This is a genomic window from Gibbsiella dentisursi (assembly GCF_039539505.1).
In the GTDB taxonomy this organism is placed as follows: domain Bacteria; phylum Pseudomonadota; class Gammaproteobacteria; order Enterobacterales; family Enterobacteriaceae; genus Gibbsiella; species Gibbsiella quercinecans.
On record NZ_BAABDG010000002.1, the window covers coordinates 1 to 12,541 of the forward strand.

Sequence of the window (12,541 nt, forward strand, 5' to 3'; positions counted from 1 at the left end):
AGGGGGCCAAAGTCTCCCATCTGAAAACGGCCGCCTTTCACCGCCACCATGTTATCCAGTGCGGTGCTAACCAGCGCATCCTGTTCTGCTTTTAGCTTTTGTTCGTCCCGACAGCCACACAGCGCCAGCATTATCAGAGCCCCCGCCAGGCCATAATGTATCCGCGTCATGATTTACCTCCGTGCATGGAAGCAACCAACTGCGTACAGCTATAGAGATATATCGGCAGAACTTCTTTCAGTGGCAGGGTGGACATATTGATATGGCCGGGTGGAATGGCCGGGGCTTCCGGCAGGTGTCGATAAAGATTTTTCAGGTTATCTGCGTAGTGACTGGGTTCAATGGTGATGTTTTGCGCGCCGGGGAGCAGTGAACCGGCATAACCATAAGTGTGCGGCGCCTCTCCCCGTGCCAAAAATGCTGTTACCCGCTGTTCATTGGCCTTCCAGTATCCTTTTCCTTCCCCCGGCATTTTTGAGAGATGCTGCATAATATTTTCATATTCACGCTGCGACTGTACCCAGCGCAGGGCATAAATCACGGCGCGTTTGCGGGCGCTGAAGGTGGTTCCCCCTTCACAGGGCGTTTCTGCGTGGCTGGCCGGGCTGGCAACCTCATCCCAGAAACCGGTCTCAATCAGTGCCGCAATGGCTGCGCCCTTGCTCTCCGGCGGTGCAAACTTCAGGCAATCGCCTTTTGTCTTGAGGATTTGTTCCATCAGCGCTACGCGGGCTTCTTTGATTTGCCAGCTTGTTATCAACGCGCTAGTAATCCTGTCACCGCTATCAATGACACGGTTGATGCCATACATCCCCACCAGCAGCGGGATGGCGCAGAACGCGTAGTAGTCGTCGGCCAACATAATCTGCATTAACTGAACGTAGTCGGCATTGCGCAGCATATAAACCAGGCAGGGCATAAATTCCGCCATGATGGCCGGGCCATCCACGTCAAAACTCATCGCCCCCTTGCCGCCGGTTCCCCAGCACAACCCACCGCTGATATGTATCCTGACTTTACCTCCTTTCCAACTGAAACTCAGTTGTCCGCCACCACCGATCCCGGCCTGAGCCGTTGCCCCCACGGCTACCTTTGCCAGCGTGCTGTATTTGTCTTCATGCTCGGGGTTGAGCCAAAGCAGTGTACCGGATACGTTGGCGCCGGCTTCCACTCCGGCAAACATGCCCAACTCCGCGCCGCCGCAGAGAGGTTCGTCTGCCGCTTTCGTGACATCGACTTTGCGCCAGAAACCGTATCCCTGATCGGGAATGGCTTTCACCGGCAGCCCTTTTGCCCGATCATCAGTGATGCTAACGCCAGCCTCCACACCGAGGCTGGCCCCGATGCTGCCGGACAGCGCAAGCTCTATATCAAAACGCAACGTACCGAGGATGCCGATCCCGCCACCGGGGATTTTCGCAGGATCCAGTGGGTAGCAAATTTTTACCCCAACCTTGTCCGGCAGGTGCAGCGTTCCGTGACTTTTGGCTTCTGCCAGCGCCAGGTTCGCATAAAAACGGGTTTTACCGCTAAGCTCGGTAATTGCCTTACGTTTTCCGGTGCGGATATCAACTTCAAACGGGTTAAGCACGCCTTTCATGCTGGCACCGTATGCCCAGCGCAGCAACTGCGCTTGTGCGTCAAACGCTATACAGGAGCCTTCATAGGGAGAGTGTTTCAGGCTGTCGTTTAATTCTCGTGCCCATTGGCTCCAGATGCCGGCATTGTCATCCAGCAGTTTCACCTCCCATGCCGTCATGGAAGGCTTCAGCTTCGCCAACTGGCTTTTTAACTTCTCCGGGTCAATCTCCTGACGAGTACGGCGCTGTCCGTCCTCCCCGGTGTATTCCACCATTTTCAGGAAACTTTTCCCGCCGCTTTTCTGCTCGGAATCATTCAGCCGATAGCGCCGCCAGTGGCTGCCTATTTTGTCCGAGCGGACATAAACATATTTAGCGCCGTTTTTTCCACCCCTAACTTCTATCAGTTCCATGAGCCCAATGGCATTCTCTTTACTGCTCTCATCCAACAAGGTCGTTTCAGGCAGATGTTCCGCCGGCGACAGTGCCGTAAGCTCTGCTCGCAGGGCCTGGCAGGCTTCATCAAGGTGTTGGTACTCTGCCTTCAGCAGAAACTGATATCGGTCGCGCTCCCGAATATTTGCCCAGCCCGGTGTGATGGCCCCCTGTATCAGTTCTTCAATTCGCTGCAACGAATCAGCCCGTTTTGCCAGATAGTGCGTAAGCCGGTTACTTTCCTGTTCAAGGTCATGCCCGTCACATTGGTCAACGGCCAGCAGGGTTTCACTGTCGGGATGAAAATAGAGGCGGGGATATGAGGGAACCATCACTTCTTTGCGGACGCATCCGGGGCCGGTGACCATGCTGTAACTGCCGTCCCACGGTATAACCCTTTCTTCCATGTCAAATTCCTTTTATATGGATAAATAGTCGCCATAATACCTAACCAGATATAATTGGCAAAGCAACGGACTAAGCCGCTACGACTCTTACGGTATGCTTTCCCTGATACCAAATTTTGTCGGCAGTTTGAAGGGGCGGCAAAGGCGCCGCCTCCTTGGCTTAAAACTACACTGGGTTAATCGTGAAGCAGGAAGCTGTCTGCATCGCGCCATGCCGGGAAGGCATTGCGGTAGGTTTGCAGGTTTTCCAGCGACAGATCGGCATCCAGCCTGGCCGGCTGGCCGGGCTCGGCCTGCGCGAGCACTTCCCCCTGCGGGCTGATGATCAGGCTGTCGCCGCTGTAGTGCAGGCCGTTGCCGTCTTCCCCCACCCGGTTGCAACCGGCCACGTACGCCTGGTTTTCGATGGCGCGCGCCGCCAGCAGCGTTTGCCAGTGCAGGCTGCGCGGCGCCGGCCAGTTGGCGACGTACAGGGCCAGATCGTAATCCTGCAGGTTACGTGACCACACCGGGAAGCGCAGGTCGTAACAGATTTGCGGCAGGATACGCCAGCCGCGCCATTCAACCACCTTGCGCTGTTTACCCGCCTGATAGTGCTGATGCTCGCCGGCCATGCGGAACAGGTGGCGTTTATCGTAACCATGCACGTTGCCGCCCGGCTCCACCAGCAGGAAGCGGTTAACCGCGCCCTGCGGGGTTTTCAGCGCCACGCTGCCGCCGATCAGCGCATTGGTTTTCTTGGCCCAGGCGTGCAGCCATTCAATCACCTGCGGTTCCGGCAGCGCGCTTTCACCGGCATCCATCGCAAAGCCGGTGGTGAACATTTCCGGCAGCACGATGACATCCCGGCCGGCGATCGCCGCCAGCGCGGCGTCAAACTGCTGCAGGTTGGCCGTCCCGTCGCGCCAAACCAGCGGGTGCTGTAACAGGGTGATTTTTAAAGTCGACATAAACGCTCCGCAGCCGCATCCAGCGTGGCATCCTGTTTGGCAAAACACAGCCGGATTAATTTATGAGGGAAAGGATCGGCGCAAAAAACGGAAAGTGGAATGGCCGCCACGCCGACGTGCTCGGTGAGCCAGCGGCAAAATTCGACGTCGTCTAGATCGGATACCGCGCTGTAATCCGCCAGCAGGAAGTAGGTGCCTTCGCAGGGCAAGATTTCCAACCGGCTGTTCTCCAGCGCCTGCACAAAGCGATCGCGTTTGGCGCGGTAGAACGCCGGCAGTTGGCGCCAGTGCTCAGGATCGGCGCGCAGCATGTCGGCCAGCGCCAACTGCGCCGGGGTATTGACCGAGAAGGTCAGGTATTGGTGCACCTTGCGCACCTCGGCGCTGATCGCGGCGGGGGCGACGCAGTAGCCCACTTTCCAACCGGTCATGTGGTAGGTTTTACCAAACGACGAGACGGCCACCGAGCGCTGGCGCAGTTGCGGGTGCGCCAGCACGCTGGCATGACCGCCTTTGGCAAAGCAGATGTGCTCGTAGACTTCATCGCTCAACACATAGATTTCACGTTCGGCGATGGCGGCCCACAACTGTTGCATATCTTCCGCCTGCCAGACGGTGGCGGACGGGTTGTGCGGCGTATTGAGGATCACCAAACGGGTGCGTGGCGAAAGCACATCAGCAAACTGCTGCCAGTCCACGCGGAATGCCGGCGGCTGCAGGGCAATGCGTTTAAGCTCGCCGCCGGCCAGCGTCACCGCCGGGGCATAGCTGTCATAGCTGGGATCGAAGCAGATCACCTCGTCGCCCGGGCGCACCAGCGCGCTGATGGCGGCAAACAGCGCTTCCGTGGCGCCGGCGGTGACGGTGATCTCCGCGTTAACATCCGGCTGCCAGCCATAAAGCTGTGCGGTTTTATCGGCAATCGCCTCGCGCAGCGCCGCTACGCCGGTCATCGGGGCATATTGGTTGGCGCCCTGGCTGACGTGCCAGGCCAGGCGTTCTTTCAGGTAATCCGGGCCGTCGAAGTCCGGGAAGCCCTGGGAGAGGTTGATCGCCTGATGCTGCTGCGCCAGTGCGCTCATTTGGGTGAAGATTGTCGTGCCGAGGGCAGGAAGTTTGCTTTCGGGAACCGGTGCTGAAGTGCTCATAAATAGAATGACGCCCCGTCTTGGTTGTTAGTACTCATGTTGCTGTCAATATAACACGATGTTAGTATTTGGCAATCAAGACGCTTAGACGGCTAAAGTAAGAAAATGATCTTACCGCAACCCGCCATAAACAAAGCGGCAATAGCTACGCAGCAAGTAAATTTCCGCGCCATCGGGGGGCGGAGCAGGGCGGATGATGGCGCCTATCGACCACTGGGAAGAAGCAAGCATAATGACAGAAAATTCACAACTGCAGGCGTTATTGGCCACCTGCCGCTGGATTGGCGAAAAGGGCTGGTGCCCGGCAACCGGCGGCAACATGTCGCTGCGCCTGGATGCCGAGCGCTGCCTGGTCACCGCATCCGGCAAAGATAAAGGCAGCCTGACCGAACAGGATTTCCTGTTGGTGGAAACGGCAACCAATCATGTTCCCAGCGGCCTGAAGCCTTCAGCGGAAACCGGCCTGCATACGCTGGTTTACCGCCTGGCGCCGCAGGTGGGGGCTATTTTGCATACCCATTCGGTGAATACCACGGTGCTGTCGCGGGTGGAAAAGGGCACGGCAGTGGTGCTGCAAGGCTATGAAATGCAAAAGTCGCTTAGCGGCCAACACAGCCACCTGGATAGCGTCAGCATCCCGATTTTCGACAACGACCAGGATATTCCAGCGTTGGCGGCGCGGGTTGCGGCCTACGCCGGGCAAACGCCATTGCAGTATGGTTTTCTGGTACGCGGCCACGGCCTGTACTGCTGGGGCAATACGGTGGCGGAAGCGCGCCGCCATCTCGAAGGGCTGGAGTTTTTATTCCAGTGCGAACTGCAACGCCGTTTGCTGGAGGCAAAATGATCCGCGCGATTGTGACTGATATTGAAGGCACCACCAGTGAGATCCGCTTTGTGCATCAGGTGCTGTTCCCTTATGCGCGGGCGCATCTGGATGCATTTATCCGCCAGCATGCCGACGATGCTGAAGTGGCGGCGCCGTTGGCGGCGCTGCGCGAGGAGCTTGGCCAGCCGGATGCGGATCTGGCGCAGCTGATCGCCGCGCTCTACCGCTTTATGGATGAAGATCGCAAGTCCACCGCGCTCAAGGCGTTGCAGGGCATCATTTGGCGCAGCGGCTATCACCATGGCGATTTCCGCGGCCATGTGTACCCGGAAGTGGCTGGGCAGTTGGCCGCCTGGCAACAGCAGGGGCTGAAGCTGTATGTTTATTCTTCCGGTTCGGTAGAAGCGCAAAAACTGCTGTTCGGCTACAGCGAAGCGGGCGATTTGCAGCCGTTGTTCAGTGGCTACTTTGACACCCGGATCGGCGCCAAGCGTGAAAGCGCGTCATACCGAAATATTGCCGGCGCAACGGGGTTTGCGCCGGGTGAGTTGTTGTTCCTGTCGGATATCCGCCAGGAACTGGACGCAGCGAGGGAAGCCGGTTGGCACACCTGCCAACTGATCCGCGACGACGCAGACGAGCAAAGCCGGCATCCGCAGGTTAAGCGGTTTGATCATATCAATGTAGGGGAGTTTGCCTGATGAGTGGATTGACGATATACAGCGATAAAGAGCCGCAGCAAGCGCTGTGGCAGAGCGATGATGCCAATGCCATCCAACAGGAGCTGGCGCAGATTGGCGTGCGTTTCGAACGGTGGCAGGCCGACCACGAGCTGGGGGAAAACCCGCAGCCGGAGGCGGTGATCGCCGCCTATCAGCACGAAATCGACCGCCTGGTGGCGGAAAAGGGCTATCAAAGCTGGGATGTGATCAGCATGCGCCCGGATAACGAACAGCGCCAGGTGCTGCGGGAAAAGTTCCTGTCTGAACATACCCACGGTGAAGACGAAGTACGTTTTTTTGTTGAAGGGGCGGGGCTGTTCTGCCTGCACCTGAACGGCAAGATCTATCAGATCCTGTGTGAGAAAAACGATCTGCTGTCGGTGCCGGCCAATACGCGCCATTGGTTCGACATGGGATCGTCGCCGAGCTTTACGGCGATCCGCCTGTTTGATAACCCGGAAGGCTGGGTGGCGCATTTTACCGGCGACAAGATTGCTGAAGCCTACCCGCGCCTGGATTAACGGCGCCGGGCGGTGAGGAAAAGGAACGCGCCTTTATGGCGCGTTCGTGTTTTTAACCGAGCGCCCGTTGAAAAGCCCCGGCCTTCACCTGTTCCGGCGTGATCACGCCGCTGTCCAGGATCCAACCGCTGATTAATGCCGCTGGCGTGACGTCGAACGCCGGGTTATACACCGGTGCGTCAACCGGCGCCCATTGGCAACTGCCGAAGCTGCCGGCGACGCCGGTCACTTCTTGTGCCGCGCGCTGCTCGATGGGGATCGCCGCACCGTTCGGGCAAAGGGGATCGTGCGTGGTATACGGCGCCGCTACGTAGAACGGGATGCCGTGATAATGCGCCAGTACCGCCAGGCTGTAGGTGCCGATCTTGTTCGCCACGTCGCCGTTGGCGGCGATGCGATCGGCGCCCACCCACACCGCATCCACTTGGCCCTGCGCCATCAGGCCGGCGGCCATGGAATCGCAAATCAACTGATAGGGAATGCCCAACTCACCCAGCTCCCAGGCGGTTAAACGGCCGCCCTGCAGCAGCGGGCGGGTTTCGTCCACCCACACCTGCGCCACCTTGCCCTGCTGGTGCGCCCGCAGCAGCACGCCAATCGCGGTGCCTACGCCGGCGGTCGCCAGGCCGCCGGTATTGCAGTGGGTCAGCAAGCGGCTGCCGGGCCGCACCAGCGCCGCGCCGTAGTCGGCGATGCGATCGCACTGCGCGCGGTCTTCCTCCACCAGGCGCAACGCCTCATCTACCATGGCGGCTACCCACTGCGGCTGCGCCAGCGCTAGCTTCATGCGATCCAGATTGTTCATCAGGTTAACGGCCGTTGGGCGCGCCGCGCGCAGCGTCGCGAGCGCCTGTTCCAGCTCGGCGCGCGGCAGCCCGCGCTCGGCCAGCAATGCCAGTAACAGGCTGGCCGACAGGCCGATTAACGGCGCGCCGCGCACGCGCAGGGCCTGAATATGTTCAACCAGTTGTTCCACGCTGTTGCTGGGCAGCCAACGTTTTTCCTGCGGCAACGCTTGCTGATCGAGGATGCAGAGCTGGTTGTTTTTCAGTGACAGGCTGGTAGTGTTAATCGTTAGCATCAGCGGTTAAATCCTTGTTGCGTTGTTATTGCATCTGGCTGCATATTCTGCCAACATGATTTGCGGATGTATAGACGTCCAAATGCTTTTACGTCTAAAAAATAAGAATTATCGCTTTGTAAGACACCAGAGGGGTTGGAATGTCGCTTTATCGTACGTTTACGGCTGCTGATGCCGTTGAATATGCCCGGCAATATGGGCAGGTTGCCGATCCACAGGCGCTGGTGAGCGCGGAAGAGATCGGCGACGGCAATCTGAACCTGGTGTTTAAAATCCGCGATCGCGAGGGCGTCAGCCGGGTGATCGTCAAGCAGGCGCTGCCCTATGTGCGCTGCGTCGGCGAGTCCTGGCCATTGACGTTGGATCGGGCGCGTATTGAAGCGGAAACGCTGCGGGTGCACGCTGATTTCTGCCCGCGGCATACGGTTAATGTGCTGCATTACGATCCTGAACTGGCCGTGATGGTGCAGGAGGATCTTTCCGATCACCACATTTGGCGTTCGGAGTTAATCAAGGGCAACTATTATCCGCTGGCGGTTGGGCAGTTGGCGGAGTATCTGGCGCAGGCGCTGTTTCACACCTCTGATTTTTACCAAAACGCACAACAGAAAAAAGCCGACGTTCAACGCTTTACCAATCCAGAGCTGTGCCAGATCACCGAAGATCTTTTTTTTAGCGATCCTTACATTGAACACGAACGTAACCAGTTTGCAGAAGCATTATTGCCTGCGGTGCAAGAGCTGCGCGCCGATGCGGACTTGAAGCTGGCGGTGGCCGGCCTGAAACACCGTTTCCAGAGCCAGGCCCAAGCGTTGCTGCACGGGGATATTCACAGCGGCTCGGTGTTTGTCGCGGAAGGCAAGCTGAAGGCGATTGACGCCGAATTTGGTTTTTATGGGCCAATTGGCTTTGACGTGGGCACGGCGCTGGGCAACCTGTTGCTCAATTTCTGCGGATTGCCGGGCCTGCTCGCTGCGCGGGAGGCCGCTGCCGGGCGTGAGCAACGCCTGCAGGATGTGCGTGAACTGTGGTTGATTTTTGCCGACCGTTTTTTGTCGCTGTGCCATCAGCACACGCGTGATGTGGCGCTGGCGGTGCCGGGCTATGCCGAGCAGTTCCTGCAACAGGTGTGGAAAGATGCCCTGGGTTACAGCGGTACCGAGCTGATACGCCGTACTATCGGCCTGTCGCACGTGGCGGATCTGGACGGCATTGAGGATGTGGCCATGCGCACGGAATGCCAGCAGCAGGCGCTGGTGCTGGGGCGTTTTCTGATTGTTAATGCCGATCGGATTGAGAATATCGATGCCTTGCTGGCACGGATCCGCCAGTACGCCTAATCTCTGTAGCCCGTCGTGCAAGTGGAATTGCCTTAATCGTATCGAGTTTCTTTGCGGCAATAGTGGCAGGCAATTGTCAGGGCCGAAGGCCCGGCCCCGACACCCCGGCCTGCGCTTAACATGGCCTGCCCGCTGCGCGGGTGCCCTCGCGGCGTCCCCGTTGCCGGGCGGGTCGGCTACGACAAACCTCCCTGTTTGTCTCACCTCAATCGGCCTTATATGGACGCTCCGATAATGCCAATGTTTTTTTCTGAAAACGTGAACAGGTATTGCAGCCATATATCCGGTTTCTTTCGGGGTCTTGTTGTGACCCGAACCATGATGAAATCCGCCAGGTGAGCGCCTAACCACCTGTTTTGACATAACTTAATGAGTTAATAAGTTAATTATCCACTCTTAAAAACAATGTCGTTGGTGAGTGGAGCACGGGTGTGGAAGCCATTGAAGGCGCCGAACGGCGGAACGTAGCATAGGCGAAACCGCCAAGGACGGCGGTTTCAGGCGAGATAGGCAGGGACGCCTGTCGTAGCCGGCCGTGATGCGAAGTGACACAGTGAGGGCAGCCGCGCAGCGGCCGCCTGATATGGCGAAGGCGTGGGTCGTTAGGGGCCGCGCCATCGGCCCCTAACTCGGGCGCGGGCTACGGTGTTGCAAAACGCCACGATATGATGGCGACCGAAACTTTCCACGCACCCAACAAAGAACATTAGTGAAACCGCACTCTGTAACCCACCGTGCAAGTGGAATTGCCTCAATCCGTCCGTGGCCGATTGCCCCTGGCAACGGTGCCTTGCTCGGCAGCCCAAGATGCGCGCCGAAGGTCAAAACACAAATCTATTGCCACCGGGCAACCTAACCACCGATGTTGACATAACTTAATGAGTTAATAAGTTAATTTCAAAGACGATTCATGTGGTGAGTGGAGCACGGGTGTGGAAGCCATTGAAGGCGCCGAACGGCGGAACGTAACCTGGCGATCAGCCCGGGATACGATACTCCTGGCGAAAGCGTTCATCCTGGGTGTTGAGTTCATCCGTTAAAAAATCAAAGAACGTTTTCAGCGCCGCGGTTTTTGGCTTGCTGGCTTCCGTTTGGATCTGCAACGTCCGCTGCCCCACTTGCCTGGCGTCGAGCGACCTTATCTGTAAACCATCACGCCGGGTGCAGTACAACAGTGAGAAATGGCTGCAGATGGTGATCGCCTGCGGCGTATTGAGGATGAAGGCATACAGCGTGGCGAAATGGTTGCAGGTAAACACCGGATCGATAAAAACCCCGCTCATACGGCATGACAAATCAAACAACTGGCGCACGGTTGCCGTTTGTTCCGGCAGCGCGACCGGGTAAGCGTTGAGATCGGCCAGTTGAAAATCCGCTGTGGCCAGCGGGTGATCCTCTTTCATAACCACCAGAAACGGCGAGGGAAAGGTCGCGATCACATCAACGCCATACTCCGGCGACAGGCTGAACTTCAGCGCCACGTCGCATTCGCCATTGCGCACCATTTCCGGCACCTGCCGGGCGCTGCCCACCGACAGGCAAAAGTTGACCGTCGGGTGCTGTTGGCGGAACTTGGCCATGACGGTCGGCATCATATTGAATGCGATGCCGTCGGTGCACACGACGCGAATCGTCGTTTGCCGGGCCGATTTCAGGCCTTCGATTTCGGCAATCGCCAGCTCCATATCCGCCATGCTGCGGCGCACATGGTTTTCCAGAATCTGCCCGGCGCTGTTAAGCACCATCCCCCTGGCATGCCGATCGAACAGCGGCACTCCCAGCCGGCTTTCCAGCCGCTGAATTTGCCGGCTGATGGCGGAAACGGCCACAAACAGTTGCTGGCTGGCGGCGCTAAGCGAGCCGGTGCTGGCCACCGCCATGAAGTAACGGATTTCATTGTTGTGCATGGGCGCTCTCACCTGCTCTGGGTTATCCATCTTCTCTTCCTGTTATCGCCGCCCACGTCTGCCCGGCGGCGATATTTTTCCATCTTAAATGAGAGCAGGCGCATACGTACATCCCGCACATCCGGTGAATGCCCCGTGCCTGGCGTGGGCTATACGCGCTCTACCGGGGAGCTTTCCTGGCGGCGGGCGCGCAGGCGGACAATGTTGCTGCCCTGTTCGGCCAGATCCCAGAACAAGCCGGTCATGATCTTCAGCGCTTCCAGCGTTACATCCGCCAGAATGTGCTCGTTCGGCGCATGTTGCGCGCAGGCCGGATAGGAGTGGGGAACCCAAAGCGTCGGCAGCCCCAGCGTTTGTGAGAAGCAGGCGTTGGGTAATCCACCGCCGAAATTGGGCAGCACGGCGGCGTTGAGGCCCACCGACTGGGCGATCGACGCTTTCCCCCATTCCACCCACAGATCGTTGGGATCAAGCCGGGTAGCCTCATAATTACTGACGGCGTTAACCAGCTCTACGTCTTCAAAGCCGTTGGCGTCCAGGTGGTTGCGGATATGCCGGGAAAACTGCTCGACATCACTGCCCACCACGTAGCGCATATGGCAGTGGGCGCGGGCTTCCGGCGGAATCGCGTGCATCGGTTTATCCGGATCGCCGGTCACAAACGCCAGCACGTCCAGCGTATTCCAACTGTAGAGTTTTTCCGCTGCGGTCAGGCCGTTTTCCCCCCATTGCGGATCGATCGCCGGATCGGTTGGGCCGCCGCCCAGCTCAATATCGGCCAGGATCTGCCGCATGGTGGCGGTAATCGCCGGCGGGCGCAGGCCCGGCACCAGGATCCGCCCGTGGGCGTCTACCATGGTCGCCAGCGCATGTGCCAGGCGGATCCCCGGGTTGCTCAACAGGCCACCCCAGTTGCCGGAGTGGTGGAACCCCTGGCGCGGATTCAGCGCCAATTCAAAATTGAATACCCCGCGGGAACCTAAAAACAGCGTTGGGCGCGCCGCCGTAATCCGTGGGCCGTCAGAGGCGATAAACAGATCGGCGGCCAGCCACTCGTGGTATTGCCGGCAGATGGCGTCCAGCCCTGGCGAACCATCTTCTTCGCCCATCTCAAGAATGATTTTTACGTTATAGCCCAGGCGGTTATTACGCGCTTTCAGCACTTGCTCCAGCGCCGCCAGGTTTATGCTGTGCTGTCCCTTATTATCCGCAGTACCGCGGCCGTACCAGATATTGCCGTCTTCGGTCACTTCCCAGGGTGATATCCCGGCGCGCCATTGTTCATCATTGCCCGGCACCACGTCGCCGTGGCCATAGGTCAGCAACGTCAGCTGTGCGTCCGGCTCGATGCGCCGCGCCAGCAGGAACGGGCTTTTGCCGGCGATCGGGTTTGCTACAATCAGGCATTCGAATCCCATACCCTGCAGGGTGGGGATCATTTCGTCCTGCAAATAGGCCAGTAACACCGGCCCGTGGTCGCCGCCTTTGCTGACCGTGCGGTAGGCTACCCGGCGTGCCAAAACCTCACGGAATTTTCCTGACTGAAAATCATCAATCGTCGCCTGGATCGTCTCTTCACGCGTCATATACAGTGTGTCCTCTACATCAAATAATGAGTGCT

General features: G+C 58.3%; 10 protein-coding genes. 4 read left to right on the top strand and 6 right to left on the bottom strand.

Annotated elements, in window-relative coordinates; genetic code table 11:
- Positions 1-166: 166 nt before the first annotated feature.
- From ABFX35_RS00375 to ABFX35_RS00385, 3 genes are all read right to left on the bottom strand, one after another.
- Positions 167-2,422: a hypothetical protein gene (locus ABFX35_RS00375; protein WP_346078520.1), complete on the bottom strand. Its 2,256-nt coding sequence runs from the start codon at positions 2,420-2,422 to the stop codon at positions 167-169.
- 176 nt (positions 2,423-2,598) lie between these two features.
- Positions 2,599-3,372: an amidohydrolase gene (locus ABFX35_RS00380; RefSeq protein ID WP_121555730.1), complete on the bottom strand. Its 774-nt coding sequence runs from the start codon at positions 3,370-3,372 to the stop codon at positions 2,599-2,601.
- Positions 3,360-4,520, bottom strand: a complete 1,161-nt coding sequence (locus ABFX35_RS00385; protein WP_095845840.1) for a pyridoxal phosphate-dependent aminotransferase — start codon at positions 4,518-4,520, stop codon at positions 3,360-3,362. Before ABFX35_RS00385 ends, ABFX35_RS00380 begins: the two co-directional genes overlap by 13 nt.
- A 232-nt stretch (positions 4,521-4,752) precedes the next feature.
- Here ABFX35_RS00385 and ABFX35_RS00390 point away from each other — a divergent pair, with 232 nt between their 5' ends.
- Genes ABFX35_RS00390 through ABFX35_RS00400 form a run of 3 tightly spaced genes read left to right on the top strand, consistent with a single transcriptional unit; the run spans position 4,753 to position 6,592 of the window.
- Positions 4,753-5,367, top strand: a complete 615-nt coding sequence (locus tag ABFX35_RS00390) for a methylthioribulose 1-phosphate dehydratase (RefSeq protein WP_121555741.1) — start codon at positions 4,753-4,755, stop codon at positions 5,365-5,367.
- Positions 5,364-6,050 (top strand): acireductone synthase, encoded by a 687-nt coding sequence (gene mtnC / locus ABFX35_RS00395; protein WP_121525716.1) that lies wholly within the window; start codon positions 5,364-5,366, stop codon positions 6,048-6,050. The genes ABFX35_RS00390 and mtnC overlap by 4 nt, the downstream gene beginning before the upstream one ends.
- Positions 6,050-6,592, top strand: coding sequence for a 1,2-dihydroxy-3-keto-5-methylthiopentene dioxygenase (locus ABFX35_RS00400; RefSeq protein ID WP_095845838.1), 543 nt, complete (start codon positions 6,050-6,052; stop codon positions 6,590-6,592). The genes mtnC and ABFX35_RS00400 overlap by 1 nt, the downstream gene beginning before the upstream one ends.
- A gap of 52 nt (positions 6,593-6,644) precedes the next feature.
- Here ABFX35_RS00400 and mtnA read toward each other — a convergent pair whose 3' ends face one another.
- Positions 6,645-7,673 (bottom strand): S-methyl-5-thioribose-1-phosphate isomerase, encoded by a 1,029-nt coding sequence (mtnA, locus tag ABFX35_RS00405; protein ID WP_346078523.1) that lies wholly within the window; start codon positions 7,671-7,673, stop codon positions 6,645-6,647.
- Positions 7,674-7,813: 140 nt separating this feature from the next.
- Here mtnA and mtnK point away from each other — a divergent pair, with 140 nt between their 5' ends.
- Complete coding sequence (mtnK, locus tag ABFX35_RS00410) at positions 7,814-9,013, top strand: S-methyl-5-thioribose kinase (RefSeq protein WP_346078524.1); 1,200 nt, start codon at positions 7,814-7,816, stop codon at positions 9,011-9,013.
- A gap of 977 nt (positions 9,014-9,990) precedes the next feature.
- Here the strand turns inward: mtnK and ABFX35_RS00415 are convergent.
- Together ABFX35_RS00415 and ABFX35_RS00420 are read right to left on the bottom strand one after the other, a co-directional pair.
- Entirely contained in the window at positions 9,991-10,920 is a 930-nt protein-coding gene (locus ABFX35_RS00415; protein ID WP_346080797.1) for a LysR family transcriptional regulator, read from the bottom strand.
- Between the two features lie 149 nt (positions 10,921-11,069).
- The gene (locus ABFX35_RS00420) at positions 11,070-12,506 is read right to left on the bottom strand and encodes a M20 family metallopeptidase (protein ID WP_346078526.1); all 1,437 of its coding nucleotides are present in this window, start codon (positions 12,504-12,506) and stop codon (positions 11,070-11,072) included.
- Positions 12,507-12,541: the final 35 nt, after the last annotated feature.

Coding starts and splice junctions, on each gene's coding strand:
- ABFX35_RS00375 (WP_346078520.1), bottom strand. CDS start 2,422: ATGGAAGAAAGGGTTATACCGTGGGACGGCAGTTACAGCATGGTCACC.
- ABFX35_RS00380 (WP_121555730.1), bottom strand. CDS start 3,372: ATGTCGACTTTAAAAATCACCCTGTTACAGCACCCGCTGGTTTGGCGC.
- ABFX35_RS00385 (WP_095845840.1), bottom strand. CDS start 4,520: ATGAGCACTTCAGCACCGGTTCCCGAAAGCAAACTTCCTGCCCTCGGC.
- ABFX35_RS00390 (WP_121555741.1), top strand. CDS start 4,753: ATGACAGAAAATTCACAACTGCAGGCGTTATTGGCCACCTGCCGCTGG.
- mtnC (WP_121525716.1), top strand. CDS start 5,364: ATGATCCGCGCGATTGTGACTGATATTGAAGGCACCACCAGTGAGATC.
- ABFX35_RS00400 (WP_095845838.1), top strand. CDS start 6,050: ATGAGTGGATTGACGATATACAGCGATAAAGAGCCGCAGCAAGCGCTG.
- mtnA (WP_346078523.1), bottom strand. CDS start 7,673: ATGCTAACGATTAACACTACCAGCCTGTCACTGAAAAACAACCAGCTC.
- mtnK (WP_346078524.1), top strand. CDS start 7,814: ATGTCGCTTTATCGTACGTTTACGGCTGCTGATGCCGTTGAATATGCC.
- ABFX35_RS00415 (WP_346080797.1), bottom strand. CDS start 10,920: ATGCACAACAATGAAATCCGTTACTTCATGGCGGTGGCCAGCACCGGC.
- ABFX35_RS00420 (WP_346078526.1), bottom strand. CDS start 12,506: ATGACGCGTGAAGAGACGATCCAGGCGACGATTGATGATTTTCAGTCA.